This window comes from Ruegeria sp. AJ12, from assembly GCF_056536245.1.
Map to the genome: position 1 here is coordinate 3,359,763 of NZ_JBQFJJ010000001.1, position 22,906 is coordinate 3,382,668.

Genomic DNA, 22,906 nt, shown 5'->3' on the forward strand with positions numbered 1-22,906 from the left:
ACGAATTCGACCCGCCGGCACCTTCACCCTGAATTCCATTCTCTCTGCACCGACCGGCGCTGGCATCGCAACAACTTGACTGCCGCATGACTACCGAAGCTTCGAAAGATCGAGGAACGGTGTCGCGCGCGTCATTTCGATGGACCGGATTGCACCGGAGCTTTCGATCTGCACATGCAGCTTCTCGGTTCCTTCGAAACGGTCGAAATACGCGAATTCTATGGTTTCCAAGGCCATCATATCCTGACACGTAATCACGTAATCCGCTTGAAACTCGGTATGCTCCGGGGGCTCGGAAAGCCGGGTGGTGTCATCAGATGCACTGTCGTCCTGACCGAGACTTTCGCCGGTCAATATGACGTTGGCCGAACCGGTCATGCATCCGGCTTCTTCAGAAGTAACAAACAGCTCCAGCGGCTTTGACAGATCCGAGATTGCAACCGCGACAAGTGCACGCTCATCGTCGTTTTCCGCGGGACGTTCAAACCCGACGATATCTGCGCTCGGCACGGCCAGCGACAGGGTGAACTCTGTTTCGGAAAGGGTGATACCAAGGCTCCCGGAACCATGCTCGTGGGGAACCTGAAGCTGTGTTGCCTGAGCCTGTAGGGCCGCAGGGCACAGGGACAAAGCAAAAACCGCGCACTTCATTAACCGGGTACCACCACAAAGAGAATCACGCTGTTCATTTTATCCTGTTTAGGCGGTCGCGCAACGTAAGCCGCTGCGTCGAATCCCCCCAGATATGGGGAGGCGGGCGCCGGATATCAATTGAGGCCCTCATTTCTGACAATAAAACTCAGGTTGACATAGTTGATTAAATCACTCAGTTAATTCACCGTGAAAACCTTGCTGCAAAGTCGTTCTCTTTGCCATTTCTGACAGGAAAGATCCAAATCTCATGCCCAGATTGTTTGCTGCCACCAGCGCCTTGATGCTTTGCGTTGCAACCGCCGCTTCAGCCGGCGATGCGCCGGCAAAATCCGATGTACTGAACAATTATGCCTACATTGCCGCAGCCAAATACGAAGACAGCCTGATCGCAGCGCAGGCGCTGCAGACCGCCGTAAACGCTTTGATCGCCGATCCGTCGGACGCCACATTGAACGCGGCGCGCGTTGCCTGGATCGCCGCACGTGTTCCGTATCAGCAGACCGAGGTTTACCGCTTTGGCAACGCCATCGTCGATGACTGGGAAGGCAAGGTTAACGCGTGGCCGCTGGACGAAGGACTGATCGATTACGTCGACACGTCCTATGGCGGCGCGACGGATGAGAACGAGTTTGCCGTGCTGAACGTCATCGCCAACCCGAACTTTGAACTGTCGGGCAACTCGATCGACGCCAGCGCAATCACACCCGAACTACTGGCAGAGACGCTGCACGAGGCCGGCGGGATCGAGGCCAACGTAGCCACCGGTTATCACGCCATCGAATTCCTGCTGTGGGGTCAGGATATGAACGGCCACGGTGCTGGCGCAGGCAACCGCCCCTGGTCCGACTATGCGCAGGGTGACGGCTGCACGGGCGGCAATTGCGACCGCCGTGCCCAGTTTCTGAGTGCAGCCACCGACCTCCTGGTCAGCGATCTGGAATGGATGACCGCGCAATGGGCCGACGGTGGCGAGGCACGTGTTGCGCTGACTGCCGACGCATCCGCAGGCGTCAGTGCAATCCTCACCGGCATGGGCTCGTTGTCCTATGGCGAAACCGCAGGTGAACGGATGCGTCTTGGCCTGATGCTGAACGACCCCGAAGAAGAGCATTCCTGCTTTGCCGACAACACCCACAACGACCACTATTATAATGGTGTCGGCATCCAGAACGTTTACTTGGGGCATTACACCCGCATCGACGGCACTCCGATCAGCGGCGCGTCTCTGTCGGATCTGGTGATCGCCAACGACCCGTCGCTGGATGCCGAGATGAAAGCCAAACTGGCAAACACAATGCTGGCATTGGGCACCATAAAAACCACGGCCGAAGCTGGTTTCGCCTATGATCAAATGCTGGAGCGCGGCAATGCCGGCGGCGAAGCTCTGATCATGAGCGGTGTCGACGGATTGATCGACCAGACCAAGACAATCGAGCGCATCGTGGCCGCCCTGGAACTGGATCAGATCGAGTTCGAAGGATCGGACAGCCTGGACAACCCGGACGCGGTCTTTCAGTAGCTGACATCACCAGCCGGAAGCCTGCGACAAATCGCGCTTCCGGCCCTTTGCGGGTCAATCGGCGCAAATTCGAACTGGACCCGGGATAAATAACTTACTATTTGAGTAAGAAATAAGAATCGGTCGAGTCACCATGATCGTCTGCCACTGCACCAACATAACTGACCACGACATCCGCGCTGCGATCGACTGGATGCGGACGTCGGATTCAAGTGCCATCATCACGCCCGGGAAAATCTACCATGCCCTTGGAAAGTCAGCAGATTGTGGCGGATGCATGCCTCTTTTCCTAGACACCATGCGATCAAACGATAATCTCGAAGTACCCATGCAGCTCCGTGCATTACGCACCGGAGTATCACAGGAGAGTGCAGATGAAGGGCGACCCAAAAGTCATCGAATATCTAAACAAGTCACTGCGGCATGAGCTGACCGCAGTCAGCCAATACTGGCTGCACTACCGACTGCAGGACGATTGGGGTCTGAGCGGCATGGCCAAAAAAAGCCGCGAGGAAAGCATCGAAGAGATGCATCACGCGGACAAGCTGATTGAACGCATACTTTTTTTGGAAGGTCACCCCAACCTGCAAAAACTTGACCCGCTGCGCATAGGTCAGAACCCGAAGGAAACACTGGAATGCGACCTTGCAGCCGAGATTGATGCACGGGCTCTCTACAAGGAAGCACGCGAATATTGTCAGAGCGCAGGAGACTATGTGTCGATGGCATTGTTCGAAGAGTTGATGGCCGATGAAGAAGGCCACATCGACTTTCTCGAGACGCAGCTCGACCTTTATGAAAGGATCGGCGAAGCCAATTATGCGCAACTCAACGCTTCCAAAATGGACGAAGGCGAATAGCCTTATGGCCCTGTCGGTGGCCGCCTTCGCGGCCACTCCCTCCCTGGCCAATGGGCTAAGGGATATTCATCTGAACACCCTTCCCAGAACCGCCGAAGAACGCGCCCGGATAAGTGTTGTCACAGCGGCGCCAGACGATTTCAGCGCGCCGCAACGGTTCGAGGACTTATCAGCCGGGGCTGCGACAGTGCGAGTGCGCAACAACGCCGACGCATTCTCGCAACCCTCGGGCAATCTGAGTTTCGAACAGGAACTGAACTTCAAGGTCGGCAACGGGCTATTCAAAAAAATCTGGGTCTCGTCCCCGTCTTCGACGCTGGCCTCGGACGGGCTCGGGCCATTGTACAACGCGCGGTCCTGCCAGCGCTGTCACATAAAGGATGGGCGGGGCCACACGCCCAATGGCCCAGACGACAGCGCGACTTCAATGTTCCTGCGTATATCAATCCCCGGTGCGCCCGAGGACGGGTTTGCGGAAATCGAAGGCTATTTCGCCACCCTGCCCGATCCGAACTATGGCGGCCAGTTACAGGATTTTGCGCTCGCCGGTCATCCCGCTGAGTATCGGCTTGATGTTACCTATGAAGAGATTGCGGTGGACCTCTCCGAAGGTGAGACCGCCTGGCTGCGCCGGCCGACCTACAAGGCGGCCGATTTGGGCTACGGCCCCCTGCATCCGGATGCCATGCTCAGCCCGCGGGTTGCGCCGCAGATGATCGGCCTGGGGTTGCTGGAGGCGATCCCGGTCGAGGATTTGTTGGCCAAGGCCGACCCCGACGATGTGGACGGTGATGGCATTTCCGGCCGTCCGAATATTGTCTGGTCCACCGAGTTCGGCGAGCCGATGATGGGCCGCTTCGGGCATAAGGCCGGGATGCCCACCGTCATGGAACAATCAGCCGGAGCCTTTGCCGGTGACATCGGCATCTCGAGCCCGCTGTTCCCCATGCCGCACGGCGACTGCACCGAGACGCAGAGGAACTGCGTCCGAGCCCCCCACGGCGACACCGATGTGCGCGGCGCCGAGATTGATCAGGTTGGCATGGACCTTGTGGCCTTCTATAGCCGAAATCTGGGCGTGCCCGCCCGTCGGGACACTGATGATCCGCAGGTCCTGCGCGGCAAAGAAGTGTTTCACACAACCGGATGCGCGTCCTGCCACACGCCCGCCCATGTCACGCATCGCATGGAAGACCGGCCCGAGCACAGTTTCCAGTTGATTTGGCCATATACCAACCTGCTCTTGCACGACATGGGCGAGGGGCTAGCCGATCATCGCCCCGAAGCCCGCGCCAACGGGCAGGAATGGCGCACGCCTCCGCTATGGGGCATCGGCTTGACCGAACGCGTATCGGGTCACACGCAGTTCTTACACGACGGGCGTGCCCGCAATCTGCTGGAAGCAATCCTGTGGCATGGCGGCGAAGCGCAATCTGCGCGGGACACAGTCGTATCGATGCCGAAGGCAGACCGCAACGCCCTGATCCGTTTTCTGGAGAGCCTTTGATCCATGCGCCTGACAGTTATTCTTGTCACTCTTTTTCTGCCGTTTGGAGCCTTCGCACAAGATCGCGCAGCAATCCTGCTGGACGTGACCGGCTCCCATATCCTGCCGCGATTTTCCGAACTGTCTGACGCGACGGGCGCGCTGGCGACCGAGGCCATGCTGGAGTGTGACCCGGGCTCGGCCGAGCTTCGCGCGGCATATGGCACCGCTTTTGACAGCTGGATTTCCGCAAGCCATCTGCGGTTCGGGCCAACGGAAACGGACGACCGCGCATTTGCGATGGCCTTTTGGCCGGACACCAAGGGCTTCACTACAAAAGCGCTGTCAAAGCTGATCGCAACCGAAGACGAGGCCGTTCAGAATCCAAAGGCCTATGCCGAAACATCGATCGCGGGGCGCGGGTTCCTTGCTCTGGAACGGTTGCTTTACGACCCCGCATTCAACCAACAAGGCAGCGCGAATTATCGATGCATCCTGATACAAGCAGTCGCAAAGGATATCGACGCAAACGCCAAGGCCATGGCAAGCGATTGGCCGGCCTACGCGCCACTTCTGACGCAACCAGGCAAGGACAGCCCCTACCGTTCGCAGAACGAGGCGATGCAAGAGCTGTTCAAGGCGCTGTCCACGGGGTTGCAATTCACATCAGAGACAAGGCTCGGCCGCCCCCTTGGCACTTTCGAACGCCCACGCCCCAAACGGGCTGAGGCGCACCGGTCCGGGCGTTCCTTGCGTCATGTGGAGCTGTCCCTGATCTCGCTGCGCGATCTTGCAGCACGTTTGTCTTACCAACACCATGATGTGGCCGCGGATCTGGACGCAGCGTTCGCGCGCGCCATCGACAGCATCCAGTCCATTGACGATCCCGCTTTGGCTGGGGTCGCAACACCGCAAGGTAGGTTCCGGGTCGAGGCACTACAGCAATCCATCAACGATATCCGCATGATCGCGGCAACCGAGTTGGGCCCCAAACTGGGGATCAGTGCCGGATTCAACGCGCTGGACGGGGATTGATCCATGACCAGCCGCCGTCTCTTCCTGGCCGGTCTGGCCGCCACGGCCCTGTCGCCTGTCCGAGGCTGGGCATCTGTCGGCGCACCCGATTTTCTGGCCGCCGCGCTGTTTCCGGATGGCACGTACCGACTGGCTGGGTTGAGTGTTCGCGGGGATGTCCTTTTTGCCCTTCCACTCCCCGCTCGCGGTCATGCGGCCGCCGCACATCCGGTCAAGGCAATGGCCGTGGCTTTCGCCCGTCGACCCGGCACATTTGCGTCGGTGATCGATTGTGCGAATGGGACCGAAGTGGCGCGGCTTCAGGCTCCGTACGGTCGCCATTTCTACGGGCACGGCACGTTCTCGGCGGATGGCGATCTGTTTTATGCGACTGAAAACAAATATGAAGCCGGAGACGGCATCATCAGTGTATGGGACGCCAGCAGCTTCGTAAGGTTGGGTGAATTCTCGTCCGGAGGGGTTGGACCGCATGACATGCGGATGATGCCCGACGGCCAGACACTGGTTGTTGCAAATGGCGGAATCGAGACACATCCTGACACAGGGCGAACCAAACTGAACCTGCCGACGATGCAGCCCAACCTGACCTATGTCGATATGTCCGGGACGGTGCAGGAGCAGGTTAAATTGCCACGCGCATTGCGAAAGAATTCGATCCGCCACCTCGCCATCCGGGGTGATGGTTTGGTTGCCTTCGCGATGCAATGGCAAGGCAGTCAAACGGAACACCCGCCGCTTCTGGGACTGCATCGCAGGGGCGAGAAACCTCGCCTGATATCGGCCCCTGAACGTATCCAAAACTCGCTGCAAGGCTATGCTGGCAGCATTGCCTTCTCGGCGAATGGCAAAACGGTGGCCATCACCTGCCCGCGCGGCAATGCGCTGCTCAGGTTCGACGTGAGCGAAGGCGCTTTTGCCGATGCCTTTGCACTTGAGGACGTGTGTGGTTTGGGTGCAGCCCCGGATGGCCTAATTTTCACGACGGGAACGGGAACCTTCGGATCGGTGACCGGAACGTATCCCGTGATAGAAGCCCGGTCCGATTGCCAGTGGGATAACCACCTGGTCCAGATCCGATCTGTCGCATAAATTCGGCAAGTGTTTCCACGCAGTTTACTCTTGGAAGAATCAAACCGCTGCCGTATTGGCGGGCGCGAAACCGACACCCACTCTGCAAGGATTGACCTGATTGAAACAGACGCCTGACGCACCGCATTCCATCTACGGCGTTGAGAAATGGGGCAAGGGCCTTGTCGAGGTGACGGAGCAGGGGGAAATCGGCCTGCGCAATCCGATGGCACCCGAAGCCAGTGCGATCAGCCTGCCGGGTATCCTCAGCGATCTGGATGACCGGGGCATCAAGGCCCCCATGGTTTTGCGCGTCGCGTCCTATCTTGAGCACGAGATCGCACATCTGAACGAAAGCTTCGCCGACGCCATTATGCGTGTCGGATACAAAGGGTCGTATCGCGGCGTTTTCCCGATCAAGGTAAACCAGCAGGCCCAAGTCGTGGACCGGATCGTCGAGTTCGGCAAGACATACCATTACGGGCTTGAGGCGGGGTCTAAACCCGAGTTGGTTGTGGCCCTGGCGCACCGCCTGGCCAGTGAGGCTCTGATTGTCTGCAACGGTGTCAAGGACGCCGAGTTTATCCAACTGGCCATCCTCAGCCGCAAGATCGGGTTCAACACGGTGATCGTACTGGAAAGCCCGAAAGAGGCTGACACCGTCATTGAGGTTTACAACAAACTGGGAATCGAACCCCTGATCGGCGTGCGGGTCAAGCTGACCAACCAGATTAGCGGCAAATGGGAGGAAAGCTCGGGCGACCGCTCAGCCTTTGGGATGAATACCGATCAGTTGATTGCCGTCGTCGACAAGCTGCGCGATGCCGGTTTGCTGCATTGCCTCAAGCTGCAGCACTCGCATCTGGGCAGCCAAGTTCAGGACGTCAACGATGTCCGCCGCGCCGTGGGTGAGGCCTGCCGCTACTACACCGAACTGACGCGTGAAGGCGTGCCGCTAACCCATCTGGACCTCGGCGGTGGCATGGGAGTGGACTATACGGGCGAGAAGAAGGTCGCTGAGAACTCGATCAACTACACGGTCGAGGAGTATTGCAGCAATGTGGTCGAAACCGTGGCCTATGCCATGGACGAGGCCGAAGTTGCGCACCCGACATTGGTCACCGAAAGTGGACGGGCCGTGGTCGCAACCTCCTCAATGCTGGTGTTCAACGTGCTGGAAAGCACGCTTTATGACGCCCCCAACGGCCCCGAAGTGGAGCCCGGCGATCACCACATGGTCTCGGACCTCGCTGCGGTACACGGGTACTTATGCAAAGACCGCCTGCAGGAATGCTGGAACGACGCCACATTCTACCGCAACGAGCTGCGCGCCCTGTTCCGCCGTGGATACGTCGATCTGCGCCAGATGGCCCGGGCCGAGCGTATCTATCTGTCGCTGATGGCCCGCCTAAAGGCGCTGGCCGCCAGTGATGATCTGGAAACGGATGTTGATGACCAGCTCGAGAAAGTGGCCGATATCTACCACTGCAATTTCTCACTGTTCCAATCCCTGCCCGATGTTTGGGCCATCGACCAGCTACACCCGATCGTCCCGCTGCAAGATCTGAACGCAACGCCTGATCGGCGCGCCGTTTTGTCAGACATCACCTGCGACAGCGATGGCAAGATCGACCGGTTCATTCTGGCCGATGGTGTCTCACCCAGCCTGCCGGTGCATTCCCTGCCCGAGGGCAGCGAGTATTTCATGGGTGTGTTCTTCGTCGGCGCCTATCAGGAAACGCTGGGCGATCTGCACAACCTGTTCGGCGACACCAACGTGGTCACCATCGACCTGCGCGCCGATGGCGGGTTCGACCTGCTGCACGAACAAGAGGGCGACACGATCAGCCAGGTTCTGTCTTACGTTGAGTTCGACCCGCAAGACTGCGTCGCCGCCTTCCGCAAAATGGTGGACGAGGCGATCTCCACCGGTACTCTGCAAGCCAAGGACCGCAAAACCCTGATGAGCGCCTATCGCGACTCGATCAACGGCTACACATATTACGAATAACCCCTGTGAGAGGAGAAAACCCCATGGGAAAAACACTGGTTGTTGGCGCAGGTGGCGTATCCCACGCCGCCGTGCACAAGATGGCGATGAATTCGGACATCTTCACCGAAATCACACTGGCCAGCCGCACCAAGTCAAAATGCGACGCCATCGCCAGGGCGGTGAAAGAACGTGTCGGCGTCGATATCGCAACCGCTGAACTGGACGCCTACAAGGTCGAAGACACGGTCAAGCTGATCAAGGAAACCGGGGCTGAAATCCTCGTGAACCTCGCTCTGCCCTATCAGGATCTGGTGCTGATGGATGCGTGTCTTGAGGCGGGCATCCATTATCTGGACACCGCGAACTATGAGCCCGAGGATGAGGCCAAGTTCGAATACCACTGGCAATGGGCCTATCAAGAGCGCTTCAAAGAGGCCGGTCTGACAGCGATCCTCGGCTCGGGCTTCGATCCGGGCGTGACCAGCGTCTTCGCCACATGGCTGAAGAAACACAAACTGGATACGATCCGCCAGATCGACGTTCTTGACGCCAATGGCGGCAGCAACGATCAGGAATTCGCCACCAACTTCAACCCGGAAATCAACCTGCGCGAAGTGCTGGCCGAGGTGCGCCATTGGGAAGGCGGCGAATGGAGACACTCTCCCGCCATGACCCACAAGGTCGAGTTCGACTTCCCCGCCATCGGCCCCAAAAACATGTACCTGATGTATCATGAGGAACTGGAGTCGCTCAGCACCCACTTTCCCGAGATCGAGCGCGCCCGCTTCTGGATGACCTTCGGCGACGCCTATATCACCCATGCGAAAGTGCTGGAAAATGTCGGCATGACCCGCATCGACCCGGTGATGCATGACGGCAAGGAGATCATCCCGATCCAGTTCCTGAAAACCCTGCTGCCCGACCCCGGTGATCTGGGCGCGGAAACCAAAGGCAAAGCCTGTATCGGCGACATCGCCACAGGTCAGGCCAAGGACGGCTCGGGCGAGAAGACTTTTTACATCTACAACATCTGTGACCACGAAGAATGCTACGCCGAGGTCGGCTCCCAGGCCGTCAGCTACACCACCGGCGTCCCCGCCATGATCGGCGCGGCACAGGTTCTGAAAGGCAACTGGACCGAGCCGGGTGTTTGGAACATGGAACAGCTCGACCCCGATGATTTCATGGACATGCTGAACACCCACGGCCTACCATGGCAAGTCCACGAACTCGATGGCCCAGTCGAATTCTGATCCGCTTTCGCTTCATCTGGCAAAAAATACCTCGGGGGTCCGGGGGCAGCGCCCCCGGCCTCTCCACCTAACGGAGACGCCGGTTATGTCCGACATGATGACCACGCAGGCCGGTGACGCCGGGGCCTTCCGTAACTTCGATCTCAGTCGTGTGCCCACCCCATGCTTTGTGGTCGACGAAAAGGCTGTTGAGCGAAACCTGACAATCCTCTCCGATATCGGCGCCCGATCCGGCGCACATGTCCTCAGTGCGCTCAAGGCGTTTTCGATGTTCTCGCTGGCCCCGCTGATCCGCCAGCACCTTGGCGGCACTTGTGCGTCCGGTATCTACGAGGCGCGTCTGGGTCGTGAGGAATACGGCGGCGAAGTCGCCACCTTTTGCGCGGGCTACAAAGACACCGACGTGGGCGAGATCCTGTCGCTGTCTGATCACATCATCTTCAACTCTCCAGCGCAAAAAGACCGCTTCCTCGCCAAGGCTCAAGCTGCGGGTGTTCAGGTCGGTCTGCGCATCAATCCGGAGCATTCCGAAGGCGACGTCTCAAAATACGATCCCTGTGCGCCGTGTTCGCGCCTCGGGACACCTGTCAGCCAACTCACTGAGGCCACTCTGACCGGAGTAGACGGCCTGCACATGCATACGCTCTGCGAACAGGGGTTCGAACCTCTACAACGCACGTGGGCCGCCGTTGAGCCAAAACTCCGCCCCTTCCTCGGCCAACTCAAATGGCTGAACTTCGGCGGCGGGCACCATATCACCCGCGACGACTATGACCGCGACGGGCTGGTGGCCTTTGTCAAAGCCATCCGCGCGGAGTTCAATGTCGAAATCTATCTCGAACCCGGCGAGGCCGTCGCACTGGACGCAGGCATTCTGGTCGGCGAAATTCTCGACCTGCCCACCAACGGTATGACCCTGGCGATCACCGATATCTCGGCCACCTGTCATATGCCCGACGTGATCGAGGCCCCCTATCGCCCCGCCCTATTGGACGAGGCCGAGGCGGGCCACACCTACCGCCTTGGCGGTCCCTCCTGCCTGGCAGGCGACGTGATCGGCGATTATACGTGGGACCAGCCGCTTGAAGTTGGCCAACGCTTTGCCTTCCTCGATCAGGCACACTACTCGATGGTCAAGACCAACACGTTCAACGGTGTTCCCCTGCCGACCATCGCGCTGTGGAACAGCGAAACAGACGAGCTGAACATCGTCAAACAGTTCGGCTATGACGACTTCAAGGACCGTCTTTCATGAGCATTTTCCTCGACAGCGAACTGACCGCATCCGAACGTACCAAAAACGCACGCTTCCGCGTGATCCCAGTGCCGCTGGAGCGCACAGTTTCTTACGGTTCGGGCACCGCCAAAGGCCCCCGGGCCATCATCGAAGCCAGCAACGAGCTGGAACGCATCACCGGCCATGCCGAGCCATGTGTTCAAGGCATCTTCACCGAAGACCCACTGGAGTGCGACGGGCCATTGCCGGACGTGATGGAGCGTCTTGCCCGACGTACCGAGACCGCCATCCATGCCGGCCAAGTGCCGGTCACTTTGGGCGGAGAGCATTCCCTGACCTACGGGGCCGTAATGGGCGTGACCCGCGCGCTGGGGCAGCCGGTCGGCCTCGTTCAGATCGACGCCCATGCGGACCTGCGCAACGCGTATCAGGGCGAGAAACACTCCCATGCCTCGGTCATGCACCTTCTGGCCGAAGAAGGTATCCGTCTGGCGCAATTCGGTGTGCGTGCTCTGTCTGTCGAAGAGGCCAAAAGCCGTCTGAGCAATCACGTCTTTCATGTGGATGCCGAGGAACTGGTCACCGGCAATATCCATGCGGTCGACCTGCCGGAGGACTTTCCCGATCTGGTCTATGTCAGTTTCGATGTGGACGGCCTCGACCCGTCGCTGATGCCCGCGACGGGCACACCTGTCCCGGGCGGGCTGGGCTATTATCAGGCGCTGCGACTGGTCGAACATGCCCTACAACATCGCAAATGTGTGGGCTTTGACGTGGTCGAACTGGCACCCGACGGCAATGCCGCCTGGGACTTCACCGCCGCCCAGATTGTTTATCGCCTGATGGCGGCCTGTTAATTCTCGGACGTTTCATTCAGCTCCATATGCCCCTCGCCCTTGCTCAGGACACGGCGCAGCATGGGCTCAAAAAACTCCAGCGGTTTGGTTGGATAGTCAGGATCAAACGCCTTCTGATCATATTCGTGGCAGAAATAGCGGCAATGCTCCCAATACGGGCTGTCGCGATACTTGTCGCGCGCGTTGCGGTCTCCGCCAAGGTGGTGGTTGTAGTAATACCCCTGAAACACGCAATGGTGCTTGAGAATCCAATGCGTGCGCTCACTGACATAGGGTTTCATCATCGCGGCTGACAACTCGCCATGATTGTAGGGCGACAGAATATCGCCGGTGTCGTGAATCAGGGCGGCGACGACCAGTTCCTCATCCGCACCATCCTCGTAGGCGCGGGTCGCCGCCTGCAGGCTATGCTGATAGCGGTTGACCGGATAGGGCGTCCAGTCCTCGTCCAGAGACCGGATGGCATCCAGAATTCGGTCCGGAAGCGCGGCATTGTACGCCTCTTCATATTCCATGACCGCATCCCAATCGGCTTTGGTTGCCTCTTCAAAACTGGTCCAGGTTGGTTTGTGGCTCTTGTCCAGCATGGTGTGTCCTTTGACTTGGCTTTACCGATCAGCGTAAGTCACGTTAGCCTTCCAAAAAAATAAATTGATTTTATCAACCTGATGAAAAAATACTTTCACTATGCAACTCAAGGCGATCGAAACCTTTCTATGCGTGGCTGAAACGGGCGGATTTCACGCGGCGGCCCGCAAGCTGAACGTCACACAAACGGCGGTCAGTGCCCGAATTCGTCTGATCGAAGAAGCAGCTGGCAAGCAATTGTTCACCCGCGGCGCCGGCGGAACGGCCCTGACGGACTATGGTCGCGAATTCAAACCCTATGCCGAACAGATGGTGTCCTTGTGGTCCTTTGCCTCAAAAGACCTGCCGACGCAGGCGCGGCATCGGCCCGCCCTGCGTCTTGGGGCACAACTAAGCATCTGGGATCCGTTGCTGGTTGATATTGCCGTGCGTTTTGAACAACGCTTTGGCCAACTGATGCTAACACTGAACTACGACCACGATCTGGATGTCGTTGACGCCGTCGCAACCCATGTCCTGGATGTAGCACTGACACACGAAACCCTTTCGGACCGGCGCGTTGTTTTTCACGAGCTTGCCGCGGAGCGACTGGTACTGGTCGAAAAACCCGAAGAACCCCAGACGGACGGTGCCTCGGTGTTCGTTAATCTGGAACTGGGGGACATCTATCAGGACCACGTGCGGTTTACGGCGCGGCAGGCCAAGGCTCAAACCATCTTTCTGGGCAATTGCATGATGGCGTTGCGCTATGTGCTCATGCGCGGCGGGCGCGGATACTTCCCGACTTATTTGGTTGGCGAGGATCTGGCCGCAGGTGCGTTGGTCGAGGTGGCCGGAGCGCGAGACTTGGTTGTGCCGCTTTACGTCGTGTCGCGACCGGACAGTACAACCGCGGCCGACGTTGTAAAGTGCGTGACCGACCTGCGCAGCTGACGTCAGCCGGTCGCTGCCAATGCTTGTCTTCGACCTCGATGCCGCACCAGTGGACGGCCGGCAACGGCGAGGAACAGGGCCGATATCAGAACGCCCATGATTGCCGGCAGATAAAGCAGAATCCACAAGGCTGGTTGATCAATCACCACAGGTGCAACAAAGCCCCGAACGCCCTCCAAGAGAACCAGGATGGTGAACGCGCCAAGAATTTGTGGCCACAAGCCGAACCGTGAAAAACTACCCAGCATCAGGGTGGAGTACCCCGCCAGCGCAACGGCAATGCATATTGCGACCCAGGAAAACCGCTGGTGCAATTCCTCAACCAGTTGCCCCTCGGAATAGCCGTCCGCAGCGGCAACGGCCGCGCGGTCCTGAATCAGCTCGACAGTTGGGATGGCTTCGAGACTGCGCTTGGTCAGGCTCTCGGTGTTGGTCAGTTCAGAGATGTCGTAGGACGCGTCCTGAAACAGGGTGGACGACAGGGTTTTGCCTTCTTCATCCAGCCGCAATGCCACCCCGTCAAGCATAACCAGATGGATGCCGGTGCCGTTGTTGACGAGATAAGCCGTGGCACTGGAATAGCTGACCGAGTTCTCCGGGTCGCGCTGATCGGACACGAACACTTCGTGCAGGGTTCCGTCCAGATCAATCCGGCCAATATAGACCGTCACGTTTGACGCCGGGTGCAGAAACTCACCTTCGTTCAGCAACTGCGCAGTCACGTCCCCTGCAACTTCGGCCTGACGCAGTTCTAACTGTTGAACCGAAGCCGGGCGCAGAAAGACACTGATGATCGCCATCATCAACCCGGTCACCAACCCGAACAGAACGATCGACCTGGCCAGTCGCCACGGGCTGGATCCGGTGGCCAGCATCACGGTCAACTCACTTTCCCGGCTCAATCGGTTGGTCGCATAAACAGCCGCAGCGAAGACCGCCATGGGCATGACGGTCCGGATCAGCGTCGGCAGGGTCAGGGCCGTGAACTCAAGAAACACCATCGCGGACTGGCCGCCACTGATCACCCGGTCAAACAGGCTGACAGAACGGGTGATCCAGAACACGCCGACCAGAACCAGCGTAAAAAACCCAAACAGCACCAGCAATTGCCGCAGGAAGTATCCATCAAAGCGCGACATGTATCCTCATTCAGACGTTTCTGTCCTGCCGCGACACTAGGCTATTCCCACGGCAGAAGAAACCGGGATTGGGGCAGGCGTTCCTGTGTCGGCGACAACTTTGAAAACCGCTTTCGGGAGGAATGGCAGGGGCAGCAGGGTTCGAACCCGCGACCTACGGTTTTGGAGACCGTCGCTCTACCAACTGAGCTATACCCCTGTGGTGCGACACCAGATATGCCAGCCGCGCAGCGGACTCAAGAGGCTTTTTCACAATCTCAATCAGTTCCCGACGGGACAAACAAGTTGCGTGTGGCGCGCAGTTCTTTAAGACAAACTTTGGTCAACAGAAGGACAGCGGCTTTGGGCCTCCGTCAAAACATTGCCAATAGCGAAGCCGTCCTGAACTGGGCTGCACGGCGGATTGCGGGCTATATCCGCATGGTTCATCGCAATACGCGGTGGCAACGCATCGGGTATGAAGAACTGGACAAGCTGGCAGAGCAGGCCGAACCGGTCATTGTTGTGTTATGGCATCAACGACTCGCACAATCGCCCTATTTCTTTCCATTGGACAAGGGGCGCATATGCTCGATTACGTCGGCCGCGCGGGCAGGCAGCATGGTCGGGCGCGTGCAACAACTCTTCGGGATGGACACGATCGCCATGTCCAGCCACAAGCGCCATGTCGCCTTGTCCCGCGAAGTGCTGGGCAAGATGAAGCAAGGCATCTCAATCGGGATTGCCGCCGACGGTCCCCGCGGTCCGGAACGTGTGTCGTCAACCGTCCCCTTGATCTGGGCCCGATCATCCGGGAAACGGGTCTTCGGTATCACCTATTCCACGCGGTATGGTCGCGAAGCAGGCACCTGGGATCGTTTGCTGATGCCACGGCCCTGGCGCAACGAAGGCGTCTTTTTGTGCCGGGAGTGGACGGACACCGTGCCGCGCAAGGCCAGTGAGGAACAGATCGAGGTCTTGCGGCAAAGTCTTGAGACCCACATGAATGATATCACGGCCGAGGCTGACCGCATGGTCGGGCGCGCACCGTGGGCACCCGACGCCTAACCGCCCCTCAGCCGCTGCATGAGGTAGACTTCACTGCCTTCGGGAATCGGTTCCGTCAACCCGCTGGCGATCACGCGCCCGTTGATGGCAATCGAGACACCCGCATCAATCGGGCCCTGCAGTTGCGGATGGGCTCGCACCAGTTCCCTGAGCAGTTCCCCGGTGGTGTTGGCCCGAACCTCCACCACCTGAAGGCCCCCGGTCAAAGACCGGAGGCCGGACCAGAGGTGGACCTCAACCATTGTCCTTCAACGCGGCCAGAATGCGCGGGGGCGACATCGGCAGTTGCTTCATCCGTACACCCGCCGCGTTTGAAACCGCGTTGGCGATGGCGGCCAGTGGAGGCACAATGCCGGTTTCGCCGACACCGCGCACCCCAAACGGGTGGCCGGGGTTCGGGACTTCGACAATCACCGTATCGATCATGGGCAGGTCACTGGCAACGGGGATGCGGTAGTCGAGGAAGATCGAGTTCTGCAGACGCCCATCCTCTCCATATATATATTCCTCGTTCAGCGCCCAGCCGATGCCTTGCGCGGCGCCCCCCTGATACTGGCCTTCCACGTAGGTCGGGTGAATCGCCTTGCCTGCGTCCTGAATCACGGTGTATCGCGTGACGCTGGTCTTACCGGTTTCCGGATCGACCTCGGCATCGACGATATGCGTGCCGAATGAGACGCCTGCGCCCTCGGGTGTCGCTTCGAAATGGCCCGAGATCGGCCCACCGGTTGCGCCCATGTCGGCGGTGATGTCCGCCAGCGGTATCGGATCAAAGTCACCGGCATTTGGACCGGAAGGCACGGCACAACCGTTTTCCCATTTCACCGCATCGACCGGGATGCCCCATTTCGCGGCTGCCCGTCCGCACAGTTTCTCAACTGCATGCCGTGCCGCCTTGATCGTGGCCAGACCGCTGGCATAGGTCACGCGAGAGCCGTGGCTGACGTCATTGTAGCCCAGCGTTGCGGTGTCGGCGATGGTGACACGGATGTTTTCGTAGGGAATGCCCAGAACTTCGGCGGCCATCAGCGCCATGGACGCCCGCGACCCACCGATGTCGGGCGTACCGACCATCAACTGTGCGGAACCGTCTTCGGACAGGGCCAGCGAAACCGACGTCTCGCCGCCGTGGTTAAACCAGAAGCCGCAGGAAATGCCGCGCCCCTGCCCCGGTTCGAGAGGGGCCGAGTAATGCGGATGCGCCTTCGCGGCCTCCAGCGTTTCGACCAGGCCGATCCTTTCATAGGTCGGGCCATAGCTGGCCTTGGTCCCCTCATGTGCCGCGTTTTTCAGCCGCACGTCGATCGGGTCAAGGCCCAGCTTGTTGCACAACTCGTCTATAACGGATTCGACCGCAAACGCCCCCATCGGTGCACCCGGGGCGCGATAGGCCGCCTGCTTCGGCCGATTGGCCATGACGTCATACCCGACCTGATGCACGTTGGTGAGATTATAGGGCGCAAAGGCGCACATCGCGGTCATGTCTCCCGGAGCACCCGGGAAAGCCCCGCCCTGCAGGCGGAACACACCCTGAGCTGCGGAAATGGTGCCGTCTTTTTTCATCCCGATCTTGATGTCCATCGAGGCCGAGGATGTCGGACCGGTTGCCCTGAAAACCTCGGACCGGCTCATCACGATCTTGACCGGACGGTTGGCCTTGCGGCTGAGCGCCAGCGCAACCGGTTCGATGAAGACGGTGGTCTTGCCACCAAAGCCGCCGCCGATTTCCGAGGCCGTCACGCGCAGTTGCGAGGTTTCGATGCCCAGCAGCGCCGCACAGGTTTTTTGCGCGATCCAGTGGCCCTGCGTCGTACACCACAGCTCACCCTTGCCGTCATTGCCCAACATACCCAGACAGGCATGGGGTTCGATATAGCCCTGATGGGTCGCTTCGGTCACAAAGCTGTCTTCGATGACCAGATCTGCCTCGGCAAACCCCGCCTCGACATCCCCGTGGCCGCTTTCGTGATAGCGTACAACATTGGGGTGCATGCCTTCGGGCACGGAATAGTCCGCCGCCCCTTCGCGAATGACCGGCGCGTCTGCCGCCATCGCCTTGTCGACGTCTGTGACATGGGGCAGCACTTCGTACTCCACCTCGATCAGTTTCAGCGCATCGCGCGCCGACAAGGCTGAGGTCGCCGCAACAGCCGCGACCGCGTGCCCGTCATACAGGGCCTTGTCGCCGGCCATGACGTTTTCCAGCACATTCCAGAATTCACCCTCAAGGCCAGGCTTGAACGGAACCTCGGCGAAATCAGCGCGCGTGACCACCGCCTTGACGTCCTTATGCGCCTCGGCTTTTGAGGCGTCGATTTTCACAATCCGTGCATGGGCATGTGGCGAGCGTAGAATGGCCCCATGCAGCATACCCGGCGCGGTCACATCGGCACCGAATTTTGCGCGTCCCGTCACCTTGTCCAGCCCGTCGGGACGGTCGGGGCGCGTGCCAACAAAATTGAATACAGACTTACGATCGTCGAGCGCCATTACGAAGCCTCCCGCAGCTCAGCCGCCGTATCCATCACGGCGCGAATGATCTTGTCATAACCGGTACAGCGGCACAGATTGCCCGCCAGCCAGTAGCGTGTTTCTTCCTCGGTCGGGTCCGGGTTCTTTTCCAGCAACGCTTTGGCCGCCACCAGAATCCCCGGGGTGCAGATGCCGCATTGGAGCGCGGCGTATTCGATGAACTTCTTCTGCAGCGGGTGCAGAACATCGCCATCGGCGATGCCCTCTACGGTTTCGATTCGCTTGCCGTCCGCTTCGACGCCCAACATGAGGCAGGAGCAGACCAGACGCCCATCAACCGTGACCGAGCAGGCCCCGCAATCGCCCGTGCCGCAACCTTCCTTGGCGCCGGTCAGGTTCAGCCTGTCCCGCAGGCAATCCAGCAGGGTTTCGCGCGGATCGCACAGAAAATCCACCGTGTCGCCGTTCACCTGAGTGGAAACGTGGAGCTTGCTCATGCTGTTTCTCCCTTTGCCCTGGCATAGGCTATTTTTGCCGCACGCTTGGCCAGAACGCCGGCCACCTCGGTGCGAAATTCTATTGTGCCCCGCTTGTCATCAATCGGGTTGCACGCAACCGACGCCGCCGACGCCAGAGCGTCAAGTGCGGCATCATCAAGCGTGGAGCCGATGATCGCCCGGGCGCACTCTTCGACCAGCAACACGGTCGGTGCGACAGCGCCCAGCGAGACACGCGCCTCGGCAACCGTGTCCCCATCCAAGCGCAAGCTGACACCGGCGCCGACAACCGCAATGTCCATCTCGGTGCGCGGTATAAAGCGCAGATAGGCGTCGCCGCCGTTTTTGCCACGCGCCGGGATGTTCACCGCCGAAATCACGTCGCCTTTGCCCAGAGACGTCTTGCCCGGACCGGTCGGAATATCCTCGACCGCAACGGTACGTGTTCCATGGGGACCGGTCACGGTCAGAGTCACGCCTGCGGCCATCATGGCGGGCACGGAATCAGCCGCCGGCGAACCGTTGCACAGGTTGCCGGCCAGCGTTGCCCGACCCTGTACCTGCGTCGAGCCAATCAGGTCCATCGCCTCGACAAGACCCGGCCAGTCTTGTGCCAGTTCGGCATGTTCGCTCATCTCGGCACCGGTTGTTGCGACGCCCAGCGTCCAGCTGCCGTCCGGATTGCGCGTTATGTCGTTTACACCGTTGATTTTCTTGATGTCTATCAGCGTATCTGGTGTCACCATTTCCGAGCGCAGCTGGACCAGAACATCGGTGCCGCCAGCCAGAAATCGTGTGGTACCCGTCGCATTTGCGGCCAGAGCCGACGCTTCGGCAAAACTGGCAGGGCTGTGATAATCCATGAATTTACCTCGCGCCTGTTGATCAGGGTTCACTGGGCTCCGGATGGACGTTAGTGCAGCCACCTGCCCGCGTCCATGGCTGGAGCGACCTATTTTTGCGCATAGCAATGTCGCTTCTGTGCTGTGTCAGAGATCAATCTCGATGACGCCGTCAGGATCCGCAGCGCGGCTCTGGCACAGGATCATCGAACCTTCGCGTTGTTTCCTGGACAAAACGAAATCCCGATGCTCGATTTCACCCGAGATGACGGCGCATTTACACACCCCACATATGCCGTCCGAGCATTTCACATCCACGTGAATGCCCGCTTCGTTCAGCACCTGGGCCGCGTCCTTTTCCGCAGGCACCAACAGCTCTCGTCCCGACCGCGCCAGCCTCAAGGTGAAGGGGTGGTTTTCAAACTCGGGCTGTTCAGGGACCGAGAAATACTCCAGATGCCGCGCCTCTTCGGGAAAGCCTTGTTTCTCGGCCGACTGAATGACGCCGTCCATGTACCGATCCGGCCCGCAAGTGTAGACATGCCATCCGTCCTCATAGCCGTTCAGAATCTCGTCGAACTCGGCGCGCGTGCCTTCGTCCGAAAAATGATAGTGCACATGGTCCGCCCATGGCATAGCCGCCAGATCGTGTATGTAGCCGGCCCCTTGGCGCGTGCTGGCCGAGTAGTGCAGAACGAAGTCCCGGCCCAGCGCGTGCAGCCGATGGGCAAAGGCGATCATGGGGGTGATCCCGATGCCGCCGCCCATCAGGAACGTCTTCGTTGCCGTCTCATCCAACTCAAAATGATTAATCGGGTTCGATACAAAGACCTTGCGGCCCTCGGTAAAAATACGGTGAAGCAACGCCGATCCGCCGCGTCCCTCATCCTCGCGCAGGACACCGATCTGATAGGAGGATCGGTCCGCAGGATCGCCGGACATGGAGTATTGCCGCAAGAACTCCGGCGCGACCAGAACGTCGAGATGCGATCCCGCGGTCCAGTCCGGCAACGGCGCGCCATCCATCGCCGAAAACTCGTATTTGGTCACGTCTGCGGTCATCTTGTCGACCTTGGTCAGCTCAACTCGCATCACCGGCGCGTCCCCGGCGATCTGATACCGATGGACCACCGACATATCGCCAGCCGCCTTTCGCGCTTTGTATTCATCTGCCGTGACCATCGCTTGATACGCCGCGATCCCGGCTTCACGGTCCATCGCAAACGGGTAAGGCCAAGGATGGGGGGCAAGATAGGCCGGGTAAACGGCAAGCGTCTGATCCCCGTATTTCAGGTCCAGATCCCGCTGCAGACCCCTGCGGTTCAATGGATGAACCGAGGGACGGTAAGACCCATCCTCCTGCAATTCGATATCCCACCACCATTTCTTGACGTCGTTCAAACCGCCATTGCCGACAGCATCGTCCAGTTTAGCCAGCGCAGGTGCGGCTTGCGGCAGGTTCATTGCCGCCCAGCGAAAGGGGCGTTCCTTGAAGATCCCTTCGAGGTTCCACGGGCATGTCTTCATGCACCGCCCGCACATGGACCCACCAGGCGTCGTGATCCGGTAGGTTGCGCATTTCTGGCTGTCGGATTTCCAGATTTCATAGCCGTTGAACATCAGCTTTGGCCCGGCTGTGATGGCGCCCGAGGGGCATTCCCGCGCGCATTTGTTGCAGCTTTCGCAAAAGCTTTGCAGGCCGAAATCTATGGGCTTGTCATGTGCCATCGGCATGTCGGTCGTCACCACGCCGGATTTCAGGCGCGGGCCGAGATAGGGGTTCAGGATGACCTCGCCAATCCGGCTGACCTCGCCCAACCCCGATAGCAGCAGCAGCGGTGGTTGCAGCACTTCGCCATCCATAACCGTGTGCGCCTTGGCCTTATAGCCGAGGTTGCGGATTTGCTGTGCAATGACACCGCCCAACAGAGAGAATCGAAGGTAGGCGCGCATGGATTGCGCGACGCTGATCCAGTCGTCTCCGCTGGCGCCTTCCATGGTTTCATACCCCTGATCGATGATCATGCTGACCGCCTGATCGTGAGGGGGATCAATCTCTTCGCCGGTCGCGTCGTGCGAATACCAGGTCCAGTCCGGGCAACGGCTCAGCCCCACGGCGTCGACACCGAGGAAGTAGCTGGCCGCCTTGATGTTCTCTGCATTACGCTTGGCGTCTGTGGGATTGGCAGTATCAGCGCTGTCCCCGTTCTGCAGCAGAACAAATGCACCCAGGGCACGGCGTTGCGCGAAGCTTGGCGCCGATTTGCGGACGTAATACCCGCCTTTGGCCGCATCCTGCAGGGGTTTGCCCATATCGCCGAACTGGGCGCGGGCAAACATGTCGGCGCGTTTGGGCACGCGGGCCACGTTCTCTTCATCGATGTATGTGGTCGGATCGTCCACGCGCCTGAGCTTTTCAAACGGGTGCGCACCGTCCACGTAGCGCCGCTTGGCATAGGGGTCACGGTTCAGCGCGTTTTTGGCGAACCCGGTTCCCAGCCACCACGCGGGGCCTTTGGTCCGGAACCAGTGTTGTTGCGCCATCGGTTGCAACGGCCGATCATGCGCAATCTCCATTTCGGTGGTGACCACCGCCAAACCAAACCGCTTGCCCAACCAAGGGGCGACAAGGTCCCCATCCTCGACCGAGGCTAAACCGGCAGCGACCGCCAATCTCCCCAAATCAACATCCGAGGACATCGCCGAATGCGCGCGCGCGTCAAAACCCAACAGGCGAATGTAGTTGGCGATCACAACGGCGTTTTCGGTGGCCAGCAAACAGGCACGATGATCTTGGGCATTCGTGATCCAGTCGGCACCCGGTTCCCCGGGCCCTGGGTCACGGTTGTGTTCGTAGAGGAAAACGATTGCGTGTTGATGCGTGTCCAACGGCCTCGGGGCGGCCTCCATACTGTCTTTCAGATCGGCCATGATAACATCGATCCCCGACGCCAGCGTCTTTGTCTGACGTGTGCGCAAGGCGTGGGCTAGCCGATCAATATCCGGGTTGCGACGCGGCTGGTTCAAAAGGGCCGAGGGTGGAAGCGGCCCACAGCCCATCATCGACGCGTCGTTGAAATAGCCGAAGGCTTTGAGGTGATCCGCGCGAGTTTTCGGGTCTGCCGGGATATCCGCAATCGCCGGGTTCACGATACCATCCCGGATGGTGTCCAGCATGGCCTGAAACTCGCCCATGGCATTGACGATGCTTTCCGGCTGCTCCGGGCGATGAAAGCTGAGTTCGGGGTCCGGGGGTACCATCGACAAGTCGAGTACAAGGTCCTGCCGGGCCAAACGCTCCAAAGGGTACGGCCCCATATGAACGGGCCGGTTCTTGTCCGAGAAAAAGCGGATCCCCATTGCGCGCCTCCTGTCCTAACTGATCACCTAGCCCACGGTGGACAGCAAAACCATTCATGAATAATC

20 protein-coding genes and 1 tRNA gene are annotated in these 22,906 nt (G+C 59.4%); 12 read left to right on the top strand and 9 right to left on the bottom strand.

Annotated features, from left to right (window positions below):
• Positions 1-90 precede the first annotated feature (90 nt).
• Positions 91-651: a ZrgA family zinc uptake protein gene (locus tag ACR3E0_RS16855; protein ID WP_480480001.1), complete on the bottom strand. Its 561-nt coding sequence runs from the start codon at positions 649-651 to the stop codon at positions 91-93.
• Between the two features lie 250 nt (positions 652-901).
• Between ACR3E0_RS16855 and ACR3E0_RS16860 the strand changes: the two genes are divergently transcribed.
• From ACR3E0_RS16860 to speB, 10 genes are all read left to right on the top strand, one after another.
• Positions 902-2,173: an imelysin family protein gene (locus tag ACR3E0_RS16860; protein WP_480480002.1), complete on the top strand. Its 1,272-nt coding sequence runs from the start codon at positions 902-904 to the stop codon at positions 2,171-2,173.
• A 133-nt stretch (positions 2,174-2,306) separates the two neighbouring features.
• On the top strand, positions 2,307-2,600 hold the full coding sequence (locus tag ACR3E0_RS16865) for a (2Fe-2S)-binding protein (protein WP_480480003.1): 294 nt from the start codon (positions 2,307-2,309) through the stop codon (positions 2,598-2,600).
• Positions 2,548-3,033, top strand: a complete 486-nt coding sequence (gene bfr, locus ACR3E0_RS16870; protein WP_480480004.1) for a bacterioferritin — start codon at positions 2,548-2,550, stop codon at positions 3,031-3,033. Before ACR3E0_RS16865 ends, bfr begins: the two co-directional genes overlap by 53 nt.
• 4 nt (positions 3,034-3,037) lie before the next feature.
• Positions 3,038-4,540: a di-heme oxidoreductase family protein gene (locus tag ACR3E0_RS16875; RefSeq protein WP_480480005.1), complete on the top strand. Its 1,503-nt coding sequence runs from the start codon at positions 3,038-3,040 to the stop codon at positions 4,538-4,540.
• Positions 4,541-4,543: 3 nt separating this feature from the next.
• The gene (locus ACR3E0_RS16880) at positions 4,544-5,554 is read left to right on the top strand and encodes an imelysin family protein (protein WP_480480006.1); all 1,011 of its coding nucleotides are present in this window, start codon (positions 4,544-4,546) and stop codon (positions 5,552-5,554) included.
• A 3-nt stretch (positions 5,555-5,557) separates the two neighbouring features.
• On the top strand, positions 5,558-6,643 hold the full coding sequence (locus tag ACR3E0_RS16885; protein ID WP_480480007.1) for a DUF1513 domain-containing protein: 1,086 nt from the start codon (positions 5,558-5,560) through the stop codon (positions 6,641-6,643).
• 100 nt (positions 6,644-6,743) lie between these two features.
• A complete protein-coding gene (speA, locus tag ACR3E0_RS16890; protein WP_480480008.1) occupies positions 6,744-8,633 on the top strand; it encodes a biosynthetic arginine decarboxylase in 1,890 nt (629 codons plus the stop codon).
• A 23-nt stretch (positions 8,634-8,656) separates the two neighbouring features.
• The gene (locus ACR3E0_RS16895; protein ID WP_480480009.1) at positions 8,657-9,868 is read left to right on the top strand and encodes a saccharopine dehydrogenase family protein; all 1,212 of its coding nucleotides are present in this window, start codon (positions 8,657-8,659) and stop codon (positions 9,866-9,868) included.
• 85 nt (positions 9,869-9,953) lie between these two features.
• Positions 9,954-11,123 (top strand): carboxynorspermidine decarboxylase, encoded by a 1,170-nt coding sequence (nspC, locus tag ACR3E0_RS16900; protein ID WP_480480010.1) that lies wholly within the window; start codon positions 9,954-9,956, stop codon positions 11,121-11,123.
• On the top strand, positions 11,120-11,962 hold the full coding sequence (speB, locus tag ACR3E0_RS16905; protein ID WP_480480011.1) for an agmatinase: 843 nt from the start codon (positions 11,120-11,122) through the stop codon (positions 11,960-11,962). Before nspC ends, speB begins: the two co-directional genes overlap by 4 nt.
• On the opposite strand, the gene ACR3E0_RS16910 is transcribed toward speB, so the two are convergent.
• Entirely contained in the window at positions 11,959-12,549 is a 591-nt protein-coding gene (locus ACR3E0_RS16910; protein ID WP_480480012.1) for an HD domain-containing protein, read from the bottom strand. The genes speB and ACR3E0_RS16910 overlap by 4 nt on opposite strands.
• A gap of 100 nt (positions 12,550-12,649) precedes the next feature.
• On the opposite strand from ACR3E0_RS16910, the gene ACR3E0_RS16915 reads away from it, so the two are divergent.
• On the top strand, positions 12,650-13,483 hold the full coding sequence (locus tag ACR3E0_RS16915; protein ID WP_480480013.1) for a LysR family transcriptional regulator: 834 nt from the start codon (positions 12,650-12,652) through the stop codon (positions 13,481-13,483).
• Positions 13,484-13,485: 2 nt separating this feature from the next.
• On the opposite strand, the gene lptF is transcribed toward ACR3E0_RS16915, so the two are convergent.
• Both lptF and ACR3E0_RS16925 read right to left on the bottom strand, forming a co-directional pair.
• On the bottom strand, positions 13,486-14,622 hold the full coding sequence (lptF, locus tag ACR3E0_RS16920; RefSeq protein ID WP_480480014.1) for an LPS export ABC transporter permease LptF: 1,137 nt from the start codon (positions 14,620-14,622) through the stop codon (positions 13,486-13,488).
• Between the two features lie 123 nt (positions 14,623-14,745).
• A tRNA-Trp gene (locus ACR3E0_RS16925) sits at positions 14,746-14,821 on the bottom strand.
• A gap of 143 nt (positions 14,822-14,964) precedes the next feature.
• Between ACR3E0_RS16925 and ACR3E0_RS16930 the strand changes: the two genes are divergently transcribed.
• A complete protein-coding gene (locus ACR3E0_RS16930) occupies positions 14,965-15,669 on the top strand; it encodes a lysophospholipid acyltransferase family protein (protein WP_480480015.1) in 705 nt (234 codons plus the stop codon).
• On the opposite strand, the gene ACR3E0_RS16935 is transcribed toward ACR3E0_RS16930, so the two are convergent.
• The 5 genes from ACR3E0_RS16935 to ACR3E0_RS16955 form a co-directional block, all read right to left on the bottom strand.
• Complete coding sequence (locus tag ACR3E0_RS16935; protein WP_480480016.1) at positions 15,666-15,911, bottom strand: MoaD/ThiS family protein; 246 nt, start codon at positions 15,909-15,911, stop codon at positions 15,666-15,668. The two genes, ACR3E0_RS16930 and ACR3E0_RS16935, sit on opposite strands and share 4 nt — an antisense overlap.
• On the bottom strand, positions 15,904-18,159 hold the full coding sequence (locus ACR3E0_RS16940) for a xanthine dehydrogenase family protein molybdopterin-binding subunit (RefSeq protein WP_480480017.1): 2,256 nt from the start codon (positions 18,157-18,159) through the stop codon (positions 15,904-15,906). The genes ACR3E0_RS16935 and ACR3E0_RS16940 overlap by 8 nt, the downstream gene beginning before the upstream one ends.
• Positions 18,159-18,638, bottom strand: a complete 480-nt coding sequence (locus ACR3E0_RS16945; protein ID WP_480480018.1) for a (2Fe-2S)-binding protein — start codon at positions 18,636-18,638, stop codon at positions 18,159-18,161. Before ACR3E0_RS16945 ends, ACR3E0_RS16940 begins: the two co-directional genes overlap by 1 nt.
• Entirely contained in the window at positions 18,635-19,501 is an 867-nt protein-coding gene (locus ACR3E0_RS16950) for an FAD binding domain-containing protein (RefSeq protein WP_480480019.1), read from the bottom strand. The genes ACR3E0_RS16945 and ACR3E0_RS16950 overlap by 4 nt, the downstream gene beginning before the upstream one ends.
• Positions 19,502-19,627: 126 nt before the next feature.
• Complete coding sequence (locus tag ACR3E0_RS16955; RefSeq protein WP_480480020.1) at positions 19,628-22,840, bottom strand: reductive dehalogenase; 3,213 nt, start codon at positions 22,838-22,840, stop codon at positions 19,628-19,630.
• Positions 22,841-22,906: the final 66 nt, after the last annotated feature.

Bases quoted from the DNA above. Each gene is read 5' to 3' on its own strand.
- ACR3E0_RS16895 (WP_480480009.1), top strand. From the start codon at position 8,657: ATGGGAAAAACACTGGTTGTTGGCGCAGGTGGCGTATCCCACGCCGCC.
- ACR3E0_RS16880 (WP_480480006.1), top strand. From the start codon at position 4,544: ATGCGCCTGACAGTTATTCTTGTCACTCTTTTTCTGCCGTTTGGAGCC.
- ACR3E0_RS16910 (WP_480480012.1), bottom strand. From the start codon at position 12,549: ATGCTGGACAAGAGCCACAAACCAACCTGGACCAGTTTTGAAGAGGCA.
- ACR3E0_RS16935 (WP_480480016.1), bottom strand. From the start codon at position 15,911: ATGGTTGAGGTCCACCTCTGGTCCGGCCTCCGGTCTTTGACCGGGGGC.
- ACR3E0_RS16885 (WP_480480007.1), top strand. From the start codon at position 5,558: ATGACCAGCCGCCGTCTCTTCCTGGCCGGTCTGGCCGCCACGGCCCTG.
- ACR3E0_RS16945 (WP_480480018.1), bottom strand. From the start codon at position 18,638: ATGAGCAAGCTCCACGTTTCCACTCAGGTGAACGGCGACACGGTGGAT.
- ACR3E0_RS16875 (WP_480480005.1), top strand. From the start codon at position 3,038: ATGGCCCTGTCGGTGGCCGCCTTCGCGGCCACTCCCTCCCTGGCCAAT.
- speB (WP_480480011.1), top strand. From the start codon at position 11,120: ATGAGCATTTTCCTCGACAGCGAACTGACCGCATCCGAACGTACCAAA.
- ACR3E0_RS16955 (WP_480480020.1), bottom strand. From the start codon at position 22,840: ATGGGGATCCGCTTTTTCTCGGACAAGAACCGGCCCGTTCATATGGGG.
- ACR3E0_RS16940 (WP_480480017.1), bottom strand. From the start codon at position 18,159: ATGGCGCTCGACGATCGTAAGTCTGTATTCAATTTTGTTGGCACGCGC.
- bfr (WP_480480004.1), top strand. From the start codon at position 2,548: ATGAAGGGCGACCCAAAAGTCATCGAATATCTAAACAAGTCACTGCGG.
- ACR3E0_RS16950 (WP_480480019.1), bottom strand. From the start codon at position 19,501: ATGGATTATCACAGCCCTGCCAGTTTTGCCGAAGCGTCGGCTCTGGCC.
- lptF (WP_480480014.1), bottom strand. From the start codon at position 14,622: ATGTCGCGCTTTGATGGATACTTCCTGCGGCAATTGCTGGTGCTGTTT.
- nspC (WP_480480010.1), top strand. From the start codon at position 9,954: ATGTCCGACATGATGACCACGCAGGCCGGTGACGCCGGGGCCTTCCGT.
- ACR3E0_RS16915 (WP_480480013.1), top strand. From the start codon at position 12,650: ATGCAACTCAAGGCGATCGAAACCTTTCTATGCGTGGCTGAAACGGGC.
- ACR3E0_RS16860 (WP_480480002.1), top strand. From the start codon at position 902: ATGCCCAGATTGTTTGCTGCCACCAGCGCCTTGATGCTTTGCGTTGCA.
- ACR3E0_RS16865 (WP_480480003.1), top strand. From the start codon at position 2,307: ATGATCGTCTGCCACTGCACCAACATAACTGACCACGACATCCGCGCT.
- ACR3E0_RS16855 (WP_480480001.1), bottom strand. From the start codon at position 651: ATGAAGTGCGCGGTTTTTGCTTTGTCCCTGTGCCCTGCGGCCCTACAG.